At 60.6% G+C, this 22,216-nt stretch carries 21 protein-coding genes; 6 read left to right on the top strand and 15 right to left on the bottom strand.

Annotation, left to right across the window (positions count from 1 at the left end; translation table 11 throughout):
- The first annotated feature begins 3 nt into the window (after window positions 1-3).
- Window positions 4-723: a PA5502 family lipoprotein gene (locus RB216_RS00360; protein ID WP_308908179.1), complete on the top strand. Its 720-nt coding sequence runs from the start codon at window positions 4-6 to the stop codon at window positions 721-723.
- Window positions 724-810: 87 nt separating this feature from the next.
- Here RB216_RS00360 and katE read toward each other — a convergent pair whose 3' ends face one another.
- Complete coding sequence (gene katE / locus RB216_RS00355) at window positions 811-2,970, bottom strand: catalase HPII (RefSeq protein WP_308908909.1); 2,160 nt, start codon at window positions 2,968-2,970, stop codon at window positions 811-813.
- Between the two features lie 247 nt (window positions 2,971-3,217).
- Here katE and RB216_RS00350 point away from each other — a divergent pair, with 247 nt between their 5' ends.
- From RB216_RS00350 to RB216_RS00340, 3 genes are read left to right on the top strand one after another with little or no spacing between them, the layout of a single operon-like run.
- Window positions 3,218-4,225: a methionine ABC transporter ATP-binding protein gene (locus tag RB216_RS00350; RefSeq protein ID WP_028618643.1), complete on the top strand. Its 1,008-nt coding sequence runs from the start codon at window positions 3,218-3,220 to the stop codon at window positions 4,223-4,225.
- Window positions 4,225-4,899, top strand: coding sequence for a methionine ABC transporter permease (locus RB216_RS00345; RefSeq protein WP_010207814.1), 675 nt, complete (start codon window positions 4,225-4,227; stop codon window positions 4,897-4,899). Before RB216_RS00350 ends, RB216_RS00345 begins: the two co-directional genes overlap by 1 nt.
- Window positions 4,900-4,950: 51 nt before the next feature.
- Window positions 4,951-5,721: a MetQ/NlpA family ABC transporter substrate-binding protein gene (locus RB216_RS00340; RefSeq protein ID WP_028618642.1), complete on the top strand. Its 771-nt coding sequence runs from the start codon at window positions 4,951-4,953 to the stop codon at window positions 5,719-5,721.
- Window positions 5,722-5,881: 160 nt separating this feature from the next.
- Here the strand turns inward: RB216_RS00340 and RB216_RS00335 are convergent, their stop codons facing one another.
- From RB216_RS00335 to RB216_RS00315, 5 genes are read right to left on the bottom strand one after another with little or no spacing between them, the layout of a single operon-like run.
- Window positions 5,882-6,517, bottom strand: a complete 636-nt coding sequence (locus tag RB216_RS00335) for an SCO family protein (protein ID WP_028618641.1) — start codon at window positions 6,515-6,517, stop codon at window positions 5,882-5,884.
- Window positions 6,514-7,413 carry a heme o synthase gene (cyoE, locus tag RB216_RS00330; RefSeq protein WP_028618640.1) on the bottom strand — a complete coding sequence of 300 codons (900 nt, stop codon included), beginning with the start codon at window positions 7,411-7,413 and terminating at the stop codon, window positions 6,514-6,516. Before cyoE ends, RB216_RS00335 begins: the two co-directional genes overlap by 4 nt.
- Window positions 7,401-8,480: a COX15/CtaA family protein gene (locus tag RB216_RS00325; RefSeq protein WP_028618639.1), complete on the bottom strand. Its 1,080-nt coding sequence runs from the start codon at window positions 8,478-8,480 to the stop codon at window positions 7,401-7,403. The genes cyoE and RB216_RS00325 overlap by 13 nt, the downstream gene beginning before the upstream one ends.
- Before the next feature lie 10 nt (window positions 8,481-8,490).
- A complete protein-coding gene (locus RB216_RS00320; RefSeq protein ID WP_028618638.1) occupies window positions 8,491-9,075 on the bottom strand; it encodes a PA_0111/PP_0108 family redox-active disulfide protein in 585 nt (194 codons plus the stop codon).
- Window positions 9,041-9,805: an SURF1 family protein gene (locus RB216_RS00315; RefSeq protein WP_122686968.1), complete on the bottom strand. Its 765-nt coding sequence runs from the start codon at window positions 9,803-9,805 to the stop codon at window positions 9,041-9,043. The genes RB216_RS00320 and RB216_RS00315 overlap by 35 nt, the downstream gene beginning before the upstream one ends.
- Before the next feature lie 28 nt (window positions 9,806-9,833).
- Here RB216_RS00315 and RB216_RS00310 point away from each other — a divergent pair, with 28 nt between their 5' ends.
- The gene (locus tag RB216_RS00310) at window positions 9,834-10,037 is read left to right on the top strand and encodes a twin transmembrane helix small protein (RefSeq protein ID WP_016978774.1); all 204 of its coding nucleotides are present in this window, start codon (window positions 9,834-9,836) and stop codon (window positions 10,035-10,037) included.
- Window positions 10,038-10,043: 6 nt separating this feature from the next.
- Here RB216_RS00310 and RB216_RS00305 read toward each other — a convergent pair whose 3' ends face one another.
- From RB216_RS00305 to coxB, 4 genes are read right to left on the bottom strand one after another with little or no spacing between them, the layout of a single operon-like run.
- A complete protein-coding gene (locus tag RB216_RS00305) occupies window positions 10,044-10,931 on the bottom strand; it encodes a cytochrome c oxidase subunit 3 (RefSeq protein WP_028618636.1) in 888 nt (295 codons plus the stop codon).
- A gap of 35 nt (window positions 10,932-10,966) precedes the next feature.
- Complete coding sequence (locus RB216_RS00300) at window positions 10,967-11,518, bottom strand: cytochrome c oxidase assembly protein (protein ID WP_028618635.1); 552 nt, start codon at window positions 11,516-11,518, stop codon at window positions 10,967-10,969.
- A 21-nt stretch (window positions 11,519-11,539) separates the two neighbouring features.
- A complete protein-coding gene (gene ctaD / locus RB216_RS00295) occupies window positions 11,540-13,126 on the bottom strand; it encodes a cytochrome c oxidase subunit I (RefSeq protein ID WP_028618634.1) in 1,587 nt (528 codons plus the stop codon).
- A 58-nt stretch (window positions 13,127-13,184) separates the two neighbouring features.
- Window positions 13,185-14,312 (bottom strand): cytochrome c oxidase subunit II, encoded by a 1,128-nt coding sequence (coxB, locus tag RB216_RS00290; protein ID WP_028618633.1) that lies wholly within the window; start codon window positions 14,310-14,312, stop codon window positions 13,185-13,187.
- A gap of 367 nt (window positions 14,313-14,679) precedes the next feature.
- Here coxB and RB216_RS00285 point away from each other — a divergent pair, with 367 nt between their 5' ends.
- The gene (locus RB216_RS00285; RefSeq protein WP_028618632.1) at window positions 14,680-15,327 is read left to right on the top strand and encodes a hypothetical protein; all 648 of its coding nucleotides are present in this window, start codon (window positions 14,680-14,682) and stop codon (window positions 15,325-15,327) included.
- A 68-nt stretch (window positions 15,328-15,395) separates the two neighbouring features.
- Here RB216_RS00285 and RB216_RS00280 read toward each other — a convergent pair whose 3' ends face one another.
- The 5 genes from RB216_RS00280 to RB216_RS00260 all read right to left on the bottom strand — a co-directional run bounded on the left by RB216_RS00280 (window position 15,396) and on the right by RB216_RS00260 (window position 22,214).
- A complete protein-coding gene (locus RB216_RS00280) occupies window positions 15,396-16,937 on the bottom strand; it encodes a SulP family inorganic anion transporter (RefSeq protein WP_308908178.1) in 1,542 nt (513 codons plus the stop codon).
- An 85-nt stretch (window positions 16,938-17,022) separates the two neighbouring features.
- A complete protein-coding gene (locus tag RB216_RS00275) occupies window positions 17,023-17,754 on the bottom strand; it encodes a carbonic anhydrase (RefSeq protein WP_028618630.1) in 732 nt (243 codons plus the stop codon).
- A gap of 227 nt (window positions 17,755-17,981) precedes the next feature.
- Window positions 17,982-19,040, bottom strand: coding sequence for a PA0069 family radical SAM protein (locus tag RB216_RS00270; RefSeq protein ID WP_028618629.1), 1,059 nt, complete (start codon window positions 19,038-19,040; stop codon window positions 17,982-17,984).
- An 81-nt stretch (window positions 19,041-19,121) separates the two neighbouring features.
- Window positions 19,122-20,417: a cytochrome c gene (locus tag RB216_RS00265; RefSeq protein ID WP_308908177.1), complete on the bottom strand. Its 1,296-nt coding sequence runs from the start codon at window positions 20,415-20,417 to the stop codon at window positions 19,122-19,124.
- Window positions 20,418-20,429: 12 nt separating this feature from the next.
- The gene (locus RB216_RS00260) at window positions 20,430-22,214 is read right to left on the bottom strand and encodes a GMC family oxidoreductase (RefSeq protein ID WP_028618627.1); all 1,785 of its coding nucleotides are present in this window, start codon (window positions 22,212-22,214) and stop codon (window positions 20,430-20,432) included.
- Between the last annotated feature and the right edge of the window lie 2 nt (window positions 22,215-22,216).

Genomic DNA, 22,216 nt, shown 5'->3' with positions numbered 1-22,216 from the left:
GGAATGAAGCCGTTCACCTCCCGTTATCTGCTCCTTGCCGCATTTTCCCTGCTGCTGGGCGCCTGTCAAAGCACACCGCCCGCCGCCCCCGAGGCCCCGGACGCACGCGCTGCGGCCATCGCGCAGCTGGAACAAAACCTGGCCAGCAGCGAGTTGGCCACTGCCGAAGACCAGCTGGCGGCACTGCAAGCCCAGTCGCCCAACGACCCGGCGCTGGAAAACTATCAGCGTCAGTTGGCGGAAGCCTACCTGCAGCGCAGCCAGATCGTGCTGCAAAAGGGTGACGTCAACGCCGCTGCAACCGCCCTGAGCCGCGCCCGCGCCCTGATGCCCAAGGCGCCCGCGCTGACCGGCGGCGTCAACAGCGCCATCACCCATGCCCGCAAAGTCGAGCTGGATAAAGCGGAGGAGGCTCTCAAGGCCGCCGAAGCCAAGCCCGCCGCCAAGGTCATCGATCCAGCGGCGCCAAGCACCACCGTGGCGCTGAACCTCACCAATATCGAAGAACTGCGCCACCAACTGGATGCAATTGCCACCGACGTGGTGAATTACCAGTGCGACGTGAGCATCCAGGCGCCGCGCACAGAGGATTACCCGTGGCTGGCCACGTTGCTGACCAAACGGGTGAAGCGTATCGATTCGGGATATGACCTGAAGATTCACCGGCAGATTCTGAAGAGCATTCCGGCTCAGGTCGTGCTGATTCCGCGCAAGGCGGACTAAAAAAGCATCGCCGGCAAGCCGGCTCCTACCCTTCAACCTGTAGGAGCCGGCTTGCCGGCGATAGCGATCTAACCGACAACCAATACCTTAAGCTGGAATCGCCTTGGCCTTAGGCTCGCGATCCCAGACCCGATGCTGGCCGATCGCGGCAAAAAACGCCTTGAACGCCTTGGCATCCGATCCCACGATCAGCCCCGCATCCACCTCAAGTTTAAGCAGGTCCAACAACGGCTTCGCGTCACTGGCGACTGTAATCGCCTTGAGGTGCTTGTACGCCTCTAACAGGAAGTGCAACGCCACCCCATCACCGCTCAAGGCTTTCACCGAGTCCTTCCCGCCAGGGACGAACACCGCATCAAACGCAATGGACGGCATGCCTTCCATCGACGCATCCACCGGCAGGCTCTTGCCATCGGCCGTCTTCACCGGCGCCGAGGTTGGCCCCAGCAGCTTGGCGTGCGCCCCTTCTGCTTCCAGTGCTTTTTTCAGCGCGGCAATCGCCACGCCGTCCACGCCATTGGCTGCCAGGATCGCCACCTTGCGGGTCTTGATATCGCCCGGCAGCAGGTTCGCCTGGCTCAACGCTGGCGAGCGCTCCGGCTTGGTTTGACGCTCCGGCACGGTGCCTTTGGTCGGTGCTGGCAGCCCCAGGTTCTGGGCCACGCGCTTGGCCAGCTCCAGGTCGATATTCGCCAGGATCTCGTTGACCTGGCGCGCACGAATGAACTCACGCTCTACCTTGCCCAACTCAAAGCTATACGCCGCGATGATGTGCTCTTGCTCGTGCTTGCTCATGCTGCGGAAGAACAGGCGCGCCTGGGAGAAGTGATCGCCGAATGACTCGCTGCGCTCACGGATCTTGTGGGCATCGATGCGCTCCGGATAAGTCTCGAAGCCACCATCCTGTGCCGCAGGCGGGGTTTCTTTAGGCCAGCCACCATCAATCGAATTCGGCTCGTAGGACGCACGACCTTTATCGATGGTGCTGCGGTGCATGGCATCACGCTGGTTGTTGTGCAGCGGCGTCACGGGCTGGTTGATCGGCAACTGGTGAAAGTTCGGGCCGCCTAGTCGGCTGATCTGTGTATCGGTGTAGGAAAACAACCGACCTTGCAGCAGCGGGTCATTGGAGAAGTCGATACCCGGCACGATATGGCCCGGGCAAAACGCGACCTGCTCGACTTCTGCAAAGAAGTTATCGGGGTTGCGGTTCAGCACCATCTTGCCCAGCGGGGTGATTGGCACCAGCTCTTCCGGAATCAGCTTCGTGGGGTCGAGAATGTCGAAGTCGAAGGCATGCTCCTTATCCTCGGGGATAACCTGCACACCCAACTCCCACTCGGGGTAGTCACCCATTTCAATGGCTTCCCAGAGATCGCGACGGTGGTAGTCGGTATCTTTACCGGCCAGCTTCTGCGCCTCGTCCCACACCAGCGAGCAAGTACCCGCCGTAGGGCGCCAGTGGAATTTGACGAAGTTGGATTTGCCCTCGGCATTCACCAGTCGGAAGGTGTGCACACCAAAGCCCTGCATGCTGCGCAGGCTTTTTGGAATGGCGCGGTCAGACATTGCCCAGATCACCATATGAGCGGATTCAGGCTGCAGCGAAACGAAGTCCCAGAACGTATCGTGCGCCGATCCGCCGGTAGGAATTTCATTGTGTGGTTCAGGCTTTACGGCGTGCACGAAGTCAGGAAACTTGATCGCGTCCTGAATGAAGAACACCGGCATGTTGTTGCCCACCAGGTCGAAGTTGCCTTCTTCGGTGAAAAACTTAACCGCAAAACCGCGCACATCACGCACCGTATCCCCTGAGCCACGCGGGCCCTGCACGGTGGAAAAGCGCGTGAATACAGGGGTTTTATGCCCAGGGTCACGCAGAAACCCAGCCTTGGTCAGCGCCGAATGGTTCTCATACGTCTGGAAATAACCATGGGCGCCGGTGCCACGGGCATGCACGATGCGCTCCGGGATGCGCTCATGGTCAAAGTGCGTGATTTTTTCACGCATGATGAAGTCTTCCAGCAGCGATGGGCCACGGGAACCGACTTTCAAGGTGTTCTGGTTGTCGGAAATCTTCACGCCTTGGTTGGTACGCAGGGCCTGGCCGGTCGCATCGGAACGGAATGTCTCCAGGGCCTGCAGCTTGGCGTTGGTGTTGCCACGGTCCAAGGTATCGGTGCCCGCGAGTTCACTCTTCGGCGGGGTGGCTGGCTTCTTGGTACTCATCAGACAAAACTCCTTAATCAAAGTGGCCAGAGCGATCCCCGGCTCGTTTGAGCAAAACCCCAGGCACGGCACCTGGGAAATCGAGTTGCTTAAGTAGTGACTGACGAGGTTTTGGGCCGTTCCTTTTTTATGACCTTTGATCGCGTTATTGCCAAATCGCTGGATGAATGCGAAATAAATGCTAAGAAACGCTATACGGACAGGCTAAAATGCGCGCCCGGCTAACCGCTGATCCCTTTTCCATGCGCCCCACAAGGTTCGCTACGTGATCGAGTTTCAAAACGTCCATAAAACCTACCGCGTCGCCGGTAGGGATATTCCCGCGCTGCACCCCACCAGCCTGACCGTCGCGAACGGCCAGGTGTTTGGTCTGATCGGTCATTCCGGCGCGGGCAAAAGTACACTGCTGCGCCTGATCAACCGCCTCGAAGAACCGAGTGGCGGCAAGATCACGGTGGATGGCGAAGAAGTCACTGCCCTGGACGCCAACGGCCTGCGCCGTTTCCGTCAGCAGGTCGGGATGATCTTCCAGCACTTCAACCTGCTGGCGTCCAAGACTGTCGCCGACAACGTGGCGCTGCCACTGACGCTGGCTGGCGAGTTGTCGCGTAGGGATATCGACCTGCGCGTCGCCGAATTGCTCGCCCGTGTCGGCCTGTCGGACCACGCCAAGAAGTACCCGGCGCAGTTGTCCGGTGGCCAGAAGCAACGCGTCGGCATCGCCCGCGCCCTGGCGACCAAGCCAAAGATCCTGCTGTGCGACGAAGCCACCAGCGCCCTCGACCCGCAGACCACCGCCTCAGTGCTGCAACTGCTGGCCGAGATCAACCGCGAGTTGAAGCTGACCATCGTACTGATCACCCATGAAATGGATGTGATCCGCCGCGTCTGCGACCAAGTGGCGGTGATGGACGCTGGCGTGATCGTCGAGCAAGGCTCGGTGGCCGACGTATTCCTGCACCCCACGCACCCGACCACCAAGCGCTTCGTGCAAGAGTCCGAGCAGGTCGACGAAAACGAGCAACGCGACGACTTCGCCCACGTACCAGGCCGTATTGTGCGCCTGACGTTCCAGGGCGAAGCGACCTACGCGCCGCTGCTGGGCACCGTCGCCCGCGAAACGGGTGTGGACTACAGCATCCTCGCTGGCCGTATCGACCGCATCAAAGACATCCCTTACGGGCAATTGACCCTCGCCGTCACCGGTGGCGACATGGAAGCCGCCTTTGCGCGCTTCACCGCCGCTGACGTCCACATGGAGATCCTGCGCTAATGGACGTCCTGTTGAGTTTCTTCGCCAATATCGACTGGTCTGAAATCTGGCTCGCCACCGGCGACACCATGACCATGCTGTTCGGTTCGCTGTTCTTCACCGTGGTGCTCGGCCTGCCGCTGGGCGTGCTGCTGTTCCTGACCAGCCCGCGCCAACTGTTCGAACAGAAAGGCCTGTACGCGTTGCTCTCGTTGATCGTGAACATCCTGCGGTCGCTGCCGTTCATCATCCTGTTGATCGTGATGATCCCGTTCACCGTCCTGATCACCGGCACTTCGCTGGGCGTGGCGGGTGCGATTCCGCCGCTGGTCGTAGGTGCAACGCCATTCTTTGCGCGCCTGGTGGAGACCGCGCTGCGTGAAGTGGACCGCGGCATCATCGAAGCCACCCAGTCCATGGGCGCCAGCACGCGCCAGATCATTACCAACGCCTTGCTGCCCGAAGCCCGTCCTGGCATTTTCGCGGCGATTACGGTGACGGCGATTACACTGGTGTCCTACACGGCAATGGCCGGTGTGGTCGGTGCCGGTGGCCTGGGTGACTTGGCGATCCGTTTCGGTTACCAGCGCTTCCAGACCGATGTGATGGTGGTCACCGTGGTGATGCTGCTGATTCTGGTGCAAATTCTGCAAACCGTCGGCGACAAGCTGGTGGTGCACTTTTCTCGAAAATAACGGCCATTGCCGGCCGCACGCCGGTACATGCCCGAACAAGGAGCTTGTTGGATGAAAAAACTACTGGTTGCTTTCGCCGCCGTTGCCGCGTTTTCCGCCCACGCCGAGACCATTACAGTCGCCGCTTCGCCGGTGCCCCATGCGGAAATCCTGGAATTCGTGAAACCTGCCCTCGCCAAAGAAGGCGTAGACCTGCAGGTCAAAGTCTTCACCGACTACGTGCAGCCGAACGTACAAGTGGCTGAAAAGCGCCTGGACGCCAACTTCTTCCAGCACCAGCCGTACCTGGATGAGTTCAACAAGGCCAAGGGCACTCACCTGGTGAGCGTTGGCGCCGTGCACCTGGAACCCTTGGGCGCCTACTCCAGCAAGTACAAGAAGCTGGATGAGCTGCCAAGCGGCGCTAATGTCGTGATCCCGAACGACGCCACCAACGGCGGCCGCGCGTTGTTGCTGCTGGCCAAGAACGGCCTGATCACCCTGAAGGACCCGACCAACATCCTGTCGACCATCAAGGACATCACCGGTAACAGCAAAAACCTGAAATTTCGTGAACTGGAAGCCGCGACCCTGCCGCGCGTGCTGACCCAGGTCGACCTGGCGCTGATCAACACCAACTATGCGCTGGAAGCCAAGCTGGACCCGTCCAAGGACGCACTGGTCATCGAAGGCAGCGACTCGCCTTATGTGAACATCCTGGTGACCCGTGAAGACAACAAAGACTCGGACGCCGTGAAGAAGCTGGTTGCAGCCCTGCACACGCCTGAAGTGAAGAAATTCATCGAAGAGAAGTACAAAGGCGCGATCAAGCCGGCGTTCTGACCTGACTCGATCTCCCAAAACTGGAGATCAAAAAATGTGGGAACGGGCTTGCTCGCGAATGCGGTGTATCAGTCGACGGAGATGTTGACTGGCACACCGCTTTCGCAGGCAAGCCCGCTCCCACATTTGTTTTGTGGTGCTGGCCAGGCTGGCGCCCGGCTTATTTACGCTGCAACAGCACCGGCAGTTGCGCTACGAGCTTCTGGTTATTCAACGGCGCACGAATAAACCCACGCTGCGTCCCGTCCGGTCCGATCAGCGCCAGGTTGCCGCTGTGGTCAACGGTGTAGTTCGGTTTGCTGGTGTCGGCCGGTATGAACGGAATGCTGACGGCATTCGAAACCTTCTGCACATCCTCCACATTCGCGCCGGTCAGGCCCTGGAACTGCGGGTCGAAGTAGCCCAGGTACTGCTTGAGCTGGGTCGGCGTATCGCGGTTCGGGTCGACGCTGACCAGGATCACCTGCAACTTATCCACAACGTCCTTGGGCAGTTCGCTCTTGATCTGGCGCAGTTGGGCGAGGGTGGTCGGGCAGATGTCCGGGCAGAAGGTGTAGCCGAAGAACAACAGGCTCCACTTACCTTTCAATTCGTTGACCACCACCGGCTGGCCTTCCTGGTTGGTCATGGTCACCGGTGGCAACTGACGGCTTTGCGGCAACAGGATAATGCCGGCGTCGATCAAGGCAGTGGGGTCGCCCTGGCCCTTGCCCGAGAGCACTTTGTTAACGGTCAGGCCCATGATCAATGCCACCAGGGCCACCAGGATGAAGACAGTTTTTTGAGTTCGAGTCATAGGTTCAACAGTAGGTAGTGGTCGAGGAGCAGCGCGATAAACAGCAGCAGCAAGTACCAGATAGAGTACTTGAAGGTGTTGATCGCCGCGTGTGGCCGACCGCCACGGTACAACACCCAGGCCCATTGCAGAAAGCGCCCGCCCAATACCAGTGCACACGCAAGGTACAGCAAGCCGCTCATGTGGATCACATAGGGCATCAGGCTCACCGCCAGCAGGGCGAAGGTGTAGAGCAGGATATGCACCTTGGTGTAATGCTCGCCGTGAGTGACCGGCAACATCGGAATATCGGCCTTGGCGTATTCCTCCTTGCGGTGAATGGCCAGGGCCCAGAAGTGCGGCGGGGTCCAGGCGAAGATGATCAGCACCAGCAGCAGGGGCTCGGCGCTGATATGCCCGGTGACCGCGACCCAGCCCAGCAAGGGCGGCGCAGCACCTGCCAATCCACCGATGACGATATTCTGCGGTGTCGCCCGCTTGAGAAAGCCGGTATAGATCACGGCGTACCCCAGCAGCGAAGCCAACGTCAGCCAGGCTGCCAGCGGGTTGGTGAACGCCAGCAGCAGCGCCAATCCTGCAACAGCTAGAAACAATGCAAAGGCCAGCGCCGCCAGCGGCGATACACGGCCCTCTGCCAACGGCCGCTTATGGGTGCGCGCCATTACGGCGTCGATCCGCCGGTCCACCACATGGTTCACCGCCGCCGCGCCGCCCGCACACAGAGCAATCCCCAGGTTGCCGAACACCAACACCGTCCACGGCACACCCGCACGGGTCGCCAGGAACATCCCCACCAATGAGGTAATGAGCATCAACACCACCACTTTCGGCTTGGTCAGCTCCAGGTAGTCACGCCAGATTGCCTGGCCGTGACGCGCGCCGATCAAGGTCGCCATGGCATCTCTCCTTTAAGGGTGATGAGGCCCGATACGTGTTTGCGTGGGATAAAACGCCAGCCGAACGGCAGTTGGTTGCGCACCCGGACCAGGCTGGTGCGGGCGTGGTAATTGACCAGCACCAGACTTAGCAACAATGCGGCGCCCCCGGCGTTATGGCCTACAGCCACCGCCAGCGGCAGCCCGAAAGCCACATTGCTCAGGCCCAGGCAGATTTGCGCGGCCAGGGCGACCAGCAATAAGCCCGCCAAACGCGTCATGCCCACCGCGCGCAATTGCCAGGCCAGGCCGAGCAACACCAGGCTGACGATGACAGCGCCGATGCGGTGGGTCAGGTGGATGGCGGTGCGTGCCTCGCTGTCCAGTTGGCCGCCCAGGTAGTTGGGCCCGATGTGCTGGGTGAGATGAAAACCGTTGGCGAAATCCGCTGCCGGCCACCATTCGCCATGGCACGTCGGCAAATCAACGCAGGCCACCGCCGCGTAGTTGGAACTGACCCAGCCGCCCAGCGCGATCTGGCCGATCACCAGCACCAGGCCCGCCGTCGCCCAGTATTGCAGGCGCTTGGGCACGATTAACGCGGGCAATACGCCGGACAAGCGCAGGGTCAGCAGAAACAGCAGGCTCAAGGTCGCAAAGCCGCCCAATAAATGCCCCGTCACCACCTGCGGCCATAACTTCAGCGTCACCGTCCACATGCCAAACGCCGCCTGGGCAAACACCACCGCCAGCAGGAACAGCGGCAGCTTCACCGGCTGGCCCGGATCACGCCGATGACTCCAGGAACGCGCGGCCAGCAACACAATCAGCAAGCCCAGGGTGCCAGCGAAGTAGCGATGAGTCATCTCGGCCCAGCCCTTGTCGGCCTCCACCGGCGTATCGGGGAAATGCAGCTCGGCATGGGCCAACTGGGCTTCGGTCTTGGGCACGCTGATGAAGCCGTAGCAGCCCGGCCAATCCGGGCAACCCAGGCCCGCGTGGGTAAGGCGCGTATAGGCGCCGAGCAGCACGACGATCAAAGCCAACAAGGTGGCAAACAACGCGAGGCGAAATCCAGGTTTGGCCATGACGGTGCCCTTATCCGATGTTCGACAGTTTCAGCAGGTGGCGCAGGTCGTTGAGCAAATCCTTGCCCTTGACCTTGGCGTCGTAACGCAACACCAGGTTGCCGTGGGGATCGACGATCCACAGCTGCGCGTCACCCGGCGCGGCGGCGCCTTTGCTGAAGGTCGGCAAATCCAGTGAATAGCGTTGCAGTTGCGGGTATTCAACGTTCAGCTTGGTTTCATACTCCGCGCTCAGCGGCTGCGCACTGGCCAAGGCATGGCTGGCGCGGGAGGCATCACGGCCCAGGCTGATTTGCAGTTGGCGTGCGAGGTACACCAGTTGCTGGCAATCCGCCGCGCAGGCAGTGGGCGCGGTCACCAGCAGTTGCCAGCGCTGCTCATCGGTTTGTACGCCAATATCGGCGCGGCTCTGGCCGTTGCCGATCATCTCGCCGTGATAGCTGCGGCTTTCCGGCACCCAGAACTGCAGCTTGTACATGAAGGTGGCCAGCGCCATCGGGCCGATCACCATCATCAGGATCAGGATCAACTGCCAGCGGCCTTTGCGCCGATTCGGGGCTTCAGACATGTTGAGTGGATTCGTGGCCGCTCCCATGGGGCTTCTCCTTTTTGTTGTGCCATCCGAGGTAGAGGTAAAGCGCCAGCAACGCCAGCGACATGGCGAACCACTGCACGGCATACGCCAAGTGTTTTTCCGGTCCCATGGCGACGATCGGCCAGGTGGTTTCGTAGGTGCCGGGGCCGGCTTCGGCCCGCAACTCATAGGCGAAACCGTTGCGACCCAACTCGGGCCAGAGCGCGGCAGGGTGCAAGGCCGTGAGCAGACGCGGCCATTGCGCGGTCGTAGGGTCCGGGTGCAACTGGAAGGTTTCGCCGGGAGCGACGTACACCCAAGCATCGAGATTCACTGGCTGATCCGGCGTGGTGTAGGCGGGTGGCGTGCGCCGATCCGGCCAGGGCAGCCAACCGCGATTGAGCAACAGCCACAGGCCACTGGCCTGGTCGTGGAAGGGTTGCAGCAGCTCTACGCCGGCCTTGCCGTCGCGCATGCGGTTGTCGAGGAATACGCTGTGTTCGGCGTCGAATTGGCCGCGCAGACGAACGCGGCGGAAGGCCGGGTCCGCCATGTCGCTAAGTTGCGCGCTGCTGATCGGATCTGCCCCGCGCCGCTCGGCGTAGCTGTCCACCAGCAGCTGTTTTTCATGGCCGCGAGACAACTGCCAGAACCCCAGGCCGACCATCAACGGCAGCAGCACCAACACCACCAATGTCGGTGCGATTCCTGGCCGAAAGCATTTTATGGCGCTGGCTATACTTGTTTTCATTGCCCGCCCATCCCGTTGGAGCCAGACCATGCTCAAAGCCGCTATTGCCCTGATGCTGATCGCGACCGTTGTGAGCCTGTTCAGTGGCTTGTTCTTTCTGGTCAAGGACGAGGGCAACTCCAATCGACTCGTCACTGCCTTGACCGTGCGTGTCGTACTGGCCGTGATCACCGTGGCGCTGATCGCCTGGGGCTTTTTCAGCGGCCAGCTGGTCTCTCACGCACCGTGGTAAGGCTTCTCACAGCACATAGACGAAGAAAAACAGCCCGATCCACACCACATCCACAAAGTGCCAATACCAACTGGCCGCCTCGAAACCGAACTGGTGCTCGGCATTGAAGTGCCCCTTGAGGATGCGCATCAGCATCACGAACAGAATGATCGTGCCGATGGTGACGTGGGCACCGTGGAAACCGGTGAGCATGAAGAACGTCGCGCCATACACCCCCGAGCCCAATGTCAGGCCCAGCTCTTTATAAGCGTGGATGTATTCCTCGGCCTGAAACCCCAGGAACGCCAGGCCGAGCAGCACGGTGATCGCCAACCAGAGTTTCAGCGCGCCGCGATGACCTTTGCGCAGCGCGTGGTGGGCGATGGTGATGGTCACGCTGGAACTCACCAGCAGAATGGTGTTCACCAGCGGCAGGCCCCACGGGCTGATGGTGCCTTCCGGTGCCGGGTACATTTTCGGGTCGGGGTTGTTCAGCAACGGCCAGGCAAACTCAAAGTTAGGCCACAGCATGTGCGCAATGCCCTTTGAGCCTTCACCCGCCAGCCAGGGCGCCGACATGTGCCGCACATAAAACAGCGCACCGAAGAAGGCGATAAAGAACATCACTTCGGAAAAGATGAACCAGGTCATGCCCCAGCGGAAAGAGCGATCCATCTGCGAACTGTACAAACCGGCGCGGCTTTCCTTGATCACCGCGCCGAACCAGCCGAACAGCATGTAGGCCAATAACAGCCCGCCGACGAAAAAGATCCACGGACCGTGGGATTCCGCCCGCGCGGCCTTGAGGTCGTTGAACCACAGGCCCAGCCCGTACACCGTGATCAACAGGCCAAACGTGGCAATTATTGGCCATTTGCTTTGCGCTGGTACGTAGTACGTATCATGAGACGACATGTATTCGCTCTCCTGATTGAGGGGGCAAACAGTAGCTAGCCGCCGCTGTGGGCAGCCACCGGCGGTTGGCGCGCAGTAATATCAAACAGCGTGTACGCCAGGGTCAGATGCTTCACATCCTTGGGCATGTCGCGGTCGACAATGAAACGCACCGGCATCTCGATGCGCTGGCCCGGTTGCAGCACTTGCTGGGTAAAGCAAAAGCACTCGGTCTTGTGGAAGTACATCGCCGCTTCGGCCGGGGAAATACTGGGCACGGCCTGGGCAGTCATCGGCTTGTCGGTGGGGTTGTGGGCCACGAACAGCATCTCGGTCACAGCACCCGGATTGACCACCACTTCGTCAGCCTTGGCGTAAAAATCCCAGACCATGTCGATGGCGTTGGTGGACAAAAACTGCACCCGCACCTGGCGCGTTGGGTCGACGATCTGCTCGCCCTCGTACTGCCCAGCCGTCTTTCCGTTGATGCCGAACGCCTTGCACATCACGTCGTAGATCGGCACCAACGCAAAGCCGAAGGCGAACATCGCCACCACCAGGATCAGCAGGCGGGTGACCAGGCGCTTCGTGGGCACGGAGTCAGCCATGGCAGTCTCCCGTCATCCTGTTCATTTGACCTCCGGCGGGGTGGTGAAGGTGTGGTACGGCGCAGGCGAGGGGACGCTCCACTCCAGGCCTTCGGCGCCATCCCACGGCTTGGCCGGTGCGGGCGCACCGCCACGGATGCACTTGATCACAATGAACAGGAAGAAGATCTGCGTGGCGCCGAACATGAACGCGCCAATCGACGAGACCATGTTGAAATCTGCGAACTGCAAGTTGTAGTCCGGCACCCGCCGCGGCATGCCCGCCAGCCCGACGAAGTGCATGGGGAAGAACGCCATGTTCATGCCCACGAAAGACAGCCAAAAGTGCAGCTTGCCCAGGGTTTCGTCGTACATGTGGCCGGTCCATTTCGGCAGCCAGTAGTAGGCCGAGGCGAAGATGCCGAAGATCGCGCCGGGCACCAGTACGTAATGGAAATGCGCCACTACGAAATAGGTATCGTGGTACTGGAAGTCCGCCGGGGCAATCGCCAGCATCAGCCCGGAGAACCCGCCGATGGTGAACAGAATCACAAAGGCTACGGCAAACAGCATCGGCGTCTCGAAGGTCAGCGAGCCCTGCCACATGGTGCTGACCCAGTTGAACACCTTCACCCCCGTGGGCACGGCGATCAGCAGCGTCGCGTACATGAAGAACAACTCGCCCACCAGCGGGATGCCCACCACGAACATGTGGTGCGCCCACACGATGAACGACAAAAACGCGATGCTCGCCGTGGCGTAGACCATCGAGGTGTAGCCGAACAGCGGTTTGCGCGAGAAGGTCGGGATGATCGAGCTGACGGCGCCGAAGGCCGGCAGGATCATGATGTACACCTCAGGATGGCCGAAGAACCAGAACACGTGCTGGAACAGCACCGGGTCACCACCGCCAGCCGCACTGAAGAAGCTGGTGCCGAAGTGGATGTCCATCAGCATCATGGTCACGCAACCCGCCAGCACCGGCATCACCGCGATCAGCAGGAACGCGGTGATCAGCCACGTCCAGACGAACAGCGGCATTTTCATCAAGGTCATGCCCGGCGCACGCAGGTTGAGAATGGTGGCGACCACGTTGATCGCACCCATGATCGAACTGATGCCCATCAGATGGATCGCGAAGATGAAGAACGTCACGCTTTCCGGGGCATAGGTGGTGGATAGCGGCGCGTAGAAGGTCCAGCCGAAGTTCGGCCCGCCACCGGGCGTGAACAGCGTCGAGACCAGCAGCAGGAACGCTGCCGGCAACAGCCAGAAGCTGAAGTTGTTCATGCGCGGCAGGGCCATGTCGGGCGCGCCGATCATCAGCGGGATCATCCAGTTGGCCAGGCCGACGAACGCCGGCATCACCGCGCCGAACACCATGATCAACCCGTGCATGGTGGTCATCTGGTTAAAGAAGGCCGGCTGCACAATCTGCAGGCCGGGCTGGAACAACTCGGCGCGGATGACCATGGCAAACGAGCCGCCGAGCAGGAACATGGCAAAGGCGAACCACAGGTACATGGTGCCGATGTCTTTGTGGTTGGTGGTCAGCACCCAGCGCATCAACCCCTTGGCGGGGCCGTGGGCATGGTCGGCGTGACCATGGTCATCGATCACAGCGCTCATGGCCGTTCTCCTGCAAGCGGGTGGGCGGGGCGGGTCGAGGTAAACGCCTTGAGAGAGGTCATTTGCTTTCCGCCTGCTTGATGGCCAGCACGTCTTTAGGCGTGACCATGTCGCCTTTGTTGTTGCCCCAGGCATTGCGCTCGTAGGTCACTACGGCGGCGATGTCCACTTCCGAGAGTTGCTTACCGAAGGCCGCCATCGCGGTGCCGGGCTTGCCGTGGTAAACAATGCTCAGGTGGTCAGCCGCAGGGCCGGTGGCGATCTTCGAGCCCTTGAGCGCCGGGAACATCGGCGGCAAGCCCTGGCCTTCGGCCTGGTGACAGGCCACGCAGGTGGTGTGGTAGACCTTGTCGCCACGTGCCACCAGCTCTTCCAGCGTCCACTCTTTGGAGGTCAGCTCCTTGAGCTTGGCGGCCTCTGCCTTGCGCTCGCCCAGCCATGTCTCGTAGTCGGCCTTGGACTTGACCTCGACCACGATGGGCATGAAGCCGTGGTCCTTGCCGCACAGTTCGGCGCACTGGCCACGGTAGATGCCGGGTTTCTCAACGCGGGTCCAGGCCTCGTTGACGAAGCCGGGAATGGCGTCGCGCTTGACCGCAAAGGCCGGCACCCACCAGGAGTGGATCACGTCGGCGGCCGTCACCAGAAAACGCACCTTGGCGCCCACCGGCAGCACCAGCGGCTGGTCGACTTCCAGCAGGTAATGTTCGCCCTTGGTGGCCTGGTTATGGATCTGCTCGGCGGGCGTGGCCAGGTTGCTGAAGAACTCCACGTCCTGGCCCAGGTATTTGTAATGCCACTTCCACTGATAGCCGGTGACCTGGATATCGATATCCGACTCACTGCTGTCGTAGATATTGATCAGGGTCTTGGTGGCCGGAATGGCCATCGCGATCAGGATCAGCAAGGGCACGACCGTCCAGAGGATTTCCACGGTGGTGCTCTCGTGGAACTTGGCCGCGACCTGGCCCGTGGACCGGCGATGAACGATCATCGACCAGAACATCGCGCCAAACACGATGATGCCGATCACCACACAGATCCAGAATATGGTCATGTGCAGGTCGAACACAGCGTGACTGACTTCTGTCGCCCCTGGCGCCATATTCGTTGTCCAGGCGGCATGTGCCTGACCGAATACCGACCACAACAGGAGGCCCATCCAAACGTGTGGATGTCGCATCATTGCGGGTTCCCCTTATCGTTCTTGTTATCCCGCCGGTTTGCACCTGCGTCGAAGGGAGCGGCTTCCATACTGCTTACAACCGCCTGGCCTTGCCTGCTTATGCAGTCTGGCGTCATCAGCTAATCGCGTACAAATCCGAGTATAGACAGGCTCTGCAACCCCGCAATGTGTGGGGGCAAATGAGTAGAAATGATGCGTCTGGGCTAATAAAACCGGGTGCGGAATCGTTTATCCGACGAACGATGGCAATTCGATATAACGCGGGCGCATAACCATGAAATAATTATGACAAATGCGTCTTAGACGCTCGTATAAACGAGCTACCTTATCCTCTCCCTTTTCCTACGCCTGCATCACTGGAGCCTTCATGAACACCGCCGCATTGCGCGAGCAGATTTCCCGTGCCCATCAACACGAAGCCACCACGGGCCAGCTTGCCCAGCAACTGGAAAAACAATTGCCGCACCTGCATTCGGCCATCTCCCTGGCTGACGGTGATCGCAACATTGTCATGACCCGCTTTGTCAGCGCCTACATCGACCTCGTCCCGGATTTGCTGGACGCCGCCAACGACGTGGCCCGCGAAGCCGGTATCGAAAGCCAGATCAAGCCGGTGCTGAAGATTGCCGAGCATTTCTTCCTGCAGCCACCCGCGATCCTGGCTGGCCATGAAGGGCTCGACAGCCTGCTGGACGAGGCTTACCTGGCTCATCGGTTGGTTGAAGAGGTGAACGATCTGTACATCAAGCACTTTGGCCAGCCTTTGATTCCGGCCGACACTACCGTGGCCAATGTCATCGCCCACCAACTGATCGGCGAGACCTTCGCCAACCAACTGGATGAAGCCGTGCATCACGCGGTGGATGAAATGCTCAATGAAGACAGCTTTGCGCTGGAGTCGGTGGAGGCTTATCGCGAGACACTCAAGAGCCCGAATACGGAAGCGGCGTGGAAGCGCTGGCCGTGCCTGTCGCGGCAGCTGGGGGTTGAGCTGGCGTTGGATCAGCCGGCTTAATTTCCTGGGTCGCAAACGATCAAATGTGGGAGCCGGGTTTGCCCGGCTCCCACAGGGTTGCTTTGTGGTTAAGCTGGCGCGGAACCTATCCCCGTCGTCATCCTGACCCGACCTTCCAGCCTTCGCTGCAACCCACGCGCCTCGATCACCAGCGTCGAGCCCTTGGCCGCATTGGCTCGCCCCCATTCCTCCAGCAACTCCAGGCAGGAATGGTCGATGTAACTCAAGTTGCTCAACGGCACATGCACGGTGGTCCCCGCAGGCACCGTCGACAGCACCTGGGTCAGCGCCGGCACCTTCAAGAAGGTGGCCGCGCCTGTCAGACGCAACTCCATCTCTCCTTCCTGGGGCAAATCGATCAAGCTCACTTTCAGGCGTGACGCCTTGAACGCCAGCTTGACCAACGTCAACCCGAAGCCCACCAGCACACCGGTCAGCAGGTCGGTAAAGATGATCGCCAACGCCGTGGCCGCGTAGGTAAACATCGGCATCCGCCCATAACGCCCCAGTGCCTTGAACGCCTTGATGTCCACCAACTTGATCCCGGTGTACACCAACACACCCGCCAGGCTCGCCACCGGAATGCTTTGCAGCACACTCGACAGCAACAGCACGAACGCCAGCAGCCACAGGCCGTGGAACATCGCCGACAGACGGGTGGTCGCACCGGCCTGCACGTTAGCCGAGCTGCGCACGATCACACCGGTCATCGGCAAGGCGCCGACCAGACCACAGAGCATGTTGCCTACACCTTGGGCAGATAATTCCTTGTCAAAATCAGAACGCTGACCACTGTGCATACGATCGACCGCCGCAGCGGAAAGCAGGGTTTCGGCGCTCGCAATGAACGCTACGGCAAAGGCGGCGATCAGCAGTTGAGGGTCGGCGAGGTTGAGCAGGTCGCTGGGACGCAGCCAGTCAATGGCATCCGCGAGGTTTTCCGGGACTTCCACGCGCTTGACCTGCAGCGCCAGCACCAGGCTGACCACGGTAGTCAGGCCCACACCCAATAAGGCCCCCGGCACAAAGCGCAGGCGTTGCGGGCGTAATTTGTCCCAGGCGTACATCACCAGCATCGTCGACAAGCCGAGCAATCCCGCCTGCCACCCCAGGCCGCCGCCCAGGGCTGGGAGCGCCTCGGCCAACGCCGCCGGGAACCCCGCCAGGTTATCCAGCCCGGAAGGCTTGGGCGCGCCGTCGAGCATCACGTGAATCTGGGATAGCACAATCAACACGCCAATCCCCGCCAGCATGCCGTACACCACCGCCGGCGCTGTGACGCGGAACCAGCAACCCAGGCGCAAACGCCCGGCCACCAGTTGCAGAAAGCCCGCCAGCAACAGGATCGGCCCGAGCATCAGCATGCCGTGCTGGCGCACCAATTCGAACACCAACACCGCCAGGCCCGCCGCCGGGCCACTGACCTGCAGCGGCGATCCCGCCAGCCAACCCACCACCAGGCCACCGATAATCCCGGTGATCAGGCCTTTAGCCGGGGGCATGCCGGAGGCAATCGCGATCCCCATGCACAGGGGCAGGGCGACCAGAAACACAACCACGGAAGCCAGCAGCTCCCGTGGCAGTACAGCTTTCAATTGAGCAGCACGCATGATGACTCTCCCGAGGCATTCGCCGGGCGCGGCAAAGCCTGGCTGCGTCCATGGCAGCCACCGCTTTACCCGGCAGGGAAGTGTTTTAGAAGCGCGCTTTAGGCGTCGCGGAAGGAATCGGCCCGTCGCCGCTCAGCGATCGGAACGCTGACTGGTCCGCATCGTAGGCCCGGATTTCACTGGTCTCGATGTTGTAGATCCAGCCATGGATAAACAGCTGACCATTGGCCATGCGCGAAGCCACGGAAGGGTGGGTGCGCAAGTGTTGCAACTGGGCGATGACGTTTTCTTCAGTCAGCACTTTCATGCTCTCGCCTTCATTGGCACAGTCGCAGTTGTCCTCGACCATGGACCTTGCGACCTCGGCGTGCCGCAGCCAGGCCCTGACTGTTGGCATCTTCTCCAGGCTTGCGGGGTTGAGTACCGCACGCATGGCGCCGCAATCGGAGTGCCCGCAGACAATGATGTGCTGCACGCCCAGGGCCAGCACCGCGTACTCGATAGCCGTGGACACACCACCGTTCATCTGGCCGTAAGGCGGCACTACGTTACCGACGTTACGCGTCACGAACAGGTCGCCAGGCGAACTTTGTGTGATCAACTCAGGCACGATGCGCGAGTCGGCACAGGTAATGAACATCGCACGCGGGCTTTGGGCCGTGGCGAGTTTCTTGAAGAGTTCTTCCTGCTGGGGGAAGACGTCGTGATGGAAATGCAAAAAGCCGTCAACGATATGCTGCAGCGCTGCATCGGCGGTTTCAGCCAACGGAGAGGCAGAAGCCGACGCAGCCAACGGCTGTTTATCCTTGTCACTCATGATTCATCCTCTTGATTAATGCAGGGGAGTGCTCAAATCAGTTCGACGCCGGGCCAGGAGAACAGTTGCAAACGTCTCAAAACCGGGCCGCCGACTTATCAGTCACTCGCTGAACAAGGTAACCGCCGAAACTTAACTCAAACTGAATGAACCGCTCTAGATCGCGGGTCTCAGTGATATCAAAACGCGACTATTCCTACAGGAAGGGTGCATTTCTCCTCTTAAGTCTACAACAAAGCCATCTGCCTGCCCGGTGGACAGAACGCAGTGCAATCCAGATTGAAACCTTCTCGCTGATTAAGCCCCAGGCGCTTGATTGCCTTGCTGAAGCGCTGGGCCAGCAAGTCGGCAAACGGCCCTTCACCGCGCATGCGTACGCCGAAGCGACTGTCATACACCTCACCGCCACGCACCTGGCGCACCAAGCTCATCACATGGGCCGCGCGCTGCGGGTAGTGCGCCGCCAGCCACTCCTCGAACAGCGGTGCCACCTCCAACGGCAAGCGCAGCATCATGTACGCCGCGCTTTGCGCGCCCGCAGCATGGGCCTCGGTCAGCAGGCTCTCCAATTCGCTGTCATTGATCATCGGAATCATCGGCGAACACAACACGCCCACCGGAATCCCCGCCTCACGCATCACCCGAATCGCCCGCAACCGCGCCTTGGGTGCTGCCGTGCGTGGCTCCAGGATTCGCTTGAGTTCATCGTCCAGGCTGGTGAGGCTGATCATCACCGCCACCAATCGCTGGCGCGCCAACTCGGTGAGCAGGTCCAAGTCTCGCAAAATCAGCGAGCCCTTGGTGATGATGGTCACCGGGTGTCGATAGCGCAGCAGCACTTCGAGGGTTTGCCGGGTAATCCTGTACTCGCGCTCGATCGGCTGGTACGGGTCGGTATTGGAGCCCAGGTTGATCGGCGCGCACACGTATCCTGGCTTCGAAAGCTGCTGCTCCAACACGTCCGCGGCGTTGGTCTTGGCGATCAGTTTGGTTTCGAAATCCAACCCCGGTGACATGTCCCAATAGGCATGGCTGGGCCGTGCGTAGCAGTAGATACAGCCATGCTCGCAGCCACGATAAGGGTTGATGGAGCGATCGAACGGCAAGTCCGGCGAGTTGTTACGGGTGATGATGCTCTTGGCCGTTTCGATACGCACTTCGGTGCCCTGGGTCGGTGGCACTTCCTGAAACCAGCCATCATCCTCGGCCACGCTCACCGTAGGCGCAAAGCGGTTATGCAGATTGGTGGCCGTGCCCCGGCCACGGGGCGGCAGCGGAGTAGACATGAAAGCGCCTCGATACTGTTTTTATATACAGTATCGAGGCGCGAGGGTTCTGACCAGTGCCGTTTGGCGGTCAGGCAAGCCTCAGTGCTTCTGCGTCACTTGCCCCAGGTCATCGCCGGAGGTGGTGCGCATATCGTTGTGGCGCAGGTCCTTCACATCGCTGGCCTTCACCGGCGCGCCCTGATTGCCCCAACTGCCACGTATGAAGCTGACCACATCCGCCACTTCCTGATCCGACAGCCGCCAGGCGAACGCCGGCATGGTGAAGGTCGATGGTGCCGCGTGGGTCGCCGGCAAAGTGCCGCCGTTCAACACGATGTTGATCAACGACGTGGCATCCGCCGTTTGCAACACCGGGTTGCCCGCCAGCGCCGGAAACACCCGCGTGTAGCCATGGCCGTCGGTACGGTGGCAAGCCGCGCAGTTGTCGATATACACCGAGGCGCCGCGCTGACTGTCATCGCCTTTCCACAACGCCTCGGCCGCTTGCTTGTCGTACTGATGCGGCTGATCCTTGGGATCCACCGCCGGCAGGCTCTTGAGGTAACGGGCGATAGCGGTCAGGTCATTTTCCGACATGTACTGCATGCTGTGGACGATAACGTCGCTCATGCCACCAAACACCGCGCTGCGGTCACTGCGGCCGGTTTTGAGTAACTGCACCAGTTGTTCCTCGCTCCAGCTGCCGAGGCCATCCTTGTGGTCACCGCGCAGGCTCTTGGCGATCCAACCTTCCAGCGGCGCGCTGCCGGACAAGAAGGCGTTTCCGTCAGTGGCACTCAGGGCTTTTTCCTGCATGGTCAACGCCCGCGGCGTGTGGCACGCACCGCAATGGCCAAGGCCTTCCACCAGGTAGGCGCCTCGGCTGATGACCGGGTCGGCGGCTTGGACCTGATGCTCCTCGACAGAAGGCGCAAACATCCAGCGCCATGCCGCCAACGGCCAGCGCATGCTCAAAGGCCACGGAATATCGCTGTCCTTGTTCTCCTGGGCGACGGGCTCGACACCTTTCATGAAGTACGCATACAACGCCTGCATATCGCTGTCGCTGACGCGTGCGTAAGACGGGTAGGGCATCGCCGGGTAAAGCGTACTGCCGCTCTTGGCGACGCCATGGCGCACGGCCTTGTCGAAGTCTTCGAAGCTGTAGTCGCCCAGGCCGGTCTTGTCCGGGGTGATGTTGGTGGAATAGATCACGCCAATCGGGGTTTCCATTGGCAGGCCGCCGGCAAAGGGTTTACCACCTTTGGCCGTGTGGCAAGCCACGCAGTCACCCGCGCGGGCCAGGTATTCACCTTGCTTGATCAAGTCCGTTTCAGCGGCGCTCACAGAGCAACTGCTGAAAAGCGCGAAGGTCGCGATAACAAGTGCTTTCATGGTCATCGCTCCTTATGCCTGAACCAGTGGGCCGGGGTTTTTCAGATACTGCTCACGGATTGCCCGCGCCGACCAGTAGGTCAACGCCGCCACCAAGCCTGTAGGGTTGTAGCCCAAACCTTGTGGGAAAGCGGACGCGCCTGGGACAAACACGTTGTGCACATCCCAGCACTGCAGGTAGCGATTCAACGCACTGGTTTTCGGGTCGGTGCCCATGATCGCGCCACCGTTCAAGTGGGTGGTCTGGTACGACGCCGTGTTGAAGTGCTCGCCGACTTTTTTGCCGAGCACAGCAATGGCCTTGGGGTTCATCGCCTCAGCGACCTTGCCCATTTTCTCGACCATGAAGCGGTTCATCTTGATGTCGTTTTCCTGCCAATCGAACGTCATCCGCAGCAAGGGCTGGCCGTAGGCATCGCGGTACACCGGGTCCAGATCCAGGTAGTTACCCCGGTAGGACTGATGGGCACCGTGGGCATCCATCGACACCTGGTGGGTGTAGTAATCGGCGGTGGCACGCTTCCAGGCACTGCCCCAGGCCGGAGTGCCCGGCGGGTTTGACGTACCGGCAATCGGTCGGCTGCCAGCCTGGTTGACCCACATCGGCGAACCGCCCACAAAACCATGGGGCCCGTGGTCGAAATTGTCGGCGTTGAAGTCATCAATGGCCACGCCGTTGCCACCCGCACCGATGAAGTTGTTGGTGTGAGTGTCTTTGTCGAAGAAGGCCTTGATGGTCGCCATGTTCTGGTAGGCGAAGTTTCTGCCCACCACGCCCTCGTTAGTGATCGGGTCGTAGGGCTTGCCAATGCCGGAGAGCAGCATCAAACGCACGTTATGGAACTGGAAGGCGCCGAGGATCACCAAGTCCGCCGGTTGCTCGCACTCCCGGCCCTGGGCGTCGATGTAAGTCACGCCAGTGGCCTTGCTCTTGGTGCTGTCGAGGTTAACCTTGAGCACGTGGGAGTTGGGCCGCAGTTCAAAATTCGGCACCTGGCGCAGCGCTGGCAAAATGTTCACGTTCGGCGAGGCTTTGGAATACATGTAGCACACGTAGCCGCTGCAAAAACCGCAGAAGTTGCAAGGGCCCATCTGGGCACCATAGGGGTTGGTGTAGGGCCCCGAGGTGTTGGCAGACGGCAGGTTGTAGGGTTTGTAACCCACTTCACTAGCCGCTTTCTGAAACAGCTGTGCGGAGACGGTGTTTTTCTGCGATTCCAACGGGAACGGGTTGGAACGGTCGGGCGCATAGGGGTTGCCGCCACGGCCTTCGCCGACCAGCTGGCCTTTCACGGTCCAGGCTTGCCCAGAAGTGCCAAAGACTTTTTCCGCGTAGTCGAAGAACGGCTCCAGCTCTTCGTAGCTCACGCCGAAGTCCTGGATGGTCATGTCCTTGGGAATGAAGTGCTTGCCGTAACGTTCCTCGTAGTGGCTGCGCATGCGCAACTCGATCGGGTCGACACGGAAATGCACGCCCGACCAGTGCAGACCCGCGCCGCCCACGCCATTGCCCGGCAGGAACGCACCCAACTGACGGTTGGGCAGGGCGACGTCATTCACGCTATGACGAATGGTCACCGTCTCCTTGGAGATATCCTGGAAGAGTTTCTTACGCACGCTGTAGGTCAATTCGTCGATGACCTGGGGATAGTTGCCATCCGGATAAGTGTCCTGCATCGGGCCGCGCTCCAGCGCTACCACGTTGAGGCCTGCTTCCGTCAGCTCCTTGGCCATGATCGCGCCGGTCCAGCCGAAGCCTACGATTACTGCATCCACTTTCTTCATGATGGTCGCCACGT

It is taken from the genome of Pseudomonas canadensis (assembly GCF_030980095.1).
GTDB classification, from domain to species: Bacteria; Pseudomonadota; Gammaproteobacteria; order Pseudomonadales; family Pseudomonadaceae; genus Aquipseudomonas; species Aquipseudomonas canadensis.
The sequence above is the reverse complement of the archived record's forward strand: the minus strand, read 5'-3'. Positions and strand labels throughout refer to the sequence as shown.

Bases quoted from the DNA above. Each gene is read 5' to 3' on its own strand.
- RB216_RS00360 (WP_308908179.1), top strand. From the start codon at position 4: ATGAAGCCGTTCACCTCCCGTTATCTGCTCCTTGCCGCATTTTCCCTG.
- RB216_RS00345 (WP_010207814.1), top strand. From the start codon at position 4,225: ATGGACGTCCTGTTGAGTTTCTTCGCCAATATCGACTGGTCTGAAATC.
- RB216_RS00340 (WP_028618642.1), top strand. From the start codon at position 4,951: ATGAAAAAACTACTGGTTGCTTTCGCCGCCGTTGCCGCGTTTTCCGCC.
- RB216_RS00335 (WP_028618641.1), bottom strand. From the start codon at position 6,517: ATGACTCGAACTCAAAAAACTGTCTTCATCCTGGTGGCCCTGGTGGCA.
- cyoE (WP_028618640.1), bottom strand. From the start codon at position 7,413: ATGGCGACCTTGATCGGCGCGCGTCACGGCCAGGCAATCTGGCGTGAC.
- RB216_RS00325 (WP_028618639.1), bottom strand. From the start codon at position 8,480: ATGGCCAAACCTGGATTTCGCCTCGCGTTGTTTGCCACCTTGTTGGCT.
- RB216_RS00320 (WP_028618638.1), bottom strand. From the start codon at position 9,075: ATGGGAGCGGCCACGAATCCACTCAACATGTCTGAAGCCCCGAATCGG.
- RB216_RS00315 (WP_122686968.1), bottom strand. From the start codon at position 9,805: ATGAAAACAAGTATAGCCAGCGCCATAAAATGCTTTCGGCCAGGAATC.
- RB216_RS00310 (WP_016978774.1), top strand. From the start codon at position 9,834: ATGCTCAAAGCCGCTATTGCCCTGATGCTGATCGCGACCGTTGTGAGC.
- RB216_RS00305 (WP_028618636.1), bottom strand. From the start codon at position 10,931: ATGTCGTCTCATGATACGTACTACGTACCAGCGCAAAGCAAATGGCCA.
- RB216_RS00300 (WP_028618635.1), bottom strand. From the start codon at position 11,518: ATGGCTGACTCCGTGCCCACGAAGCGCCTGGTCACCCGCCTGCTGATC.
- ctaD (WP_028618634.1), bottom strand. From the start codon at position 13,126: ATGAGCGCTGTGATCGATGACCATGGTCACGCCGACCATGCCCACGGC.
- coxB (WP_028618633.1), bottom strand. From the start codon at position 14,312: ATGATGCGACATCCACACGTTTGGATGGGCCTCCTGTTGTGGTCGGTA.
- RB216_RS00285 (WP_028618632.1), top strand. From the start codon at position 14,680: ATGAACACCGCCGCATTGCGCGAGCAGATTTCCCGTGCCCATCAACAC.
- RB216_RS00280 (WP_308908178.1), bottom strand. From the start codon at position 16,937: ATGCGTGCTGCTCAATTGAAAGCTGTACTGCCACGGGAGCTGCTGGCT.
- RB216_RS00275 (WP_028618630.1), bottom strand. From the start codon at position 17,754: ATGAGTGACAAGGATAAACAGCCGTTGGCTGCGTCGGCTTCTGCCTCT.
- RB216_RS00270 (WP_028618629.1), bottom strand. From the start codon at position 19,040: ATGTCTACTCCGCTGCCGCCCCGTGGCCGGGGCACGGCCACCAATCTG.
- RB216_RS00265 (WP_308908177.1), bottom strand. From the start codon at position 20,417: ATGAAAGCACTTGTTATCGCGACCTTCGCGCTTTTCAGCAGTTGCTCT.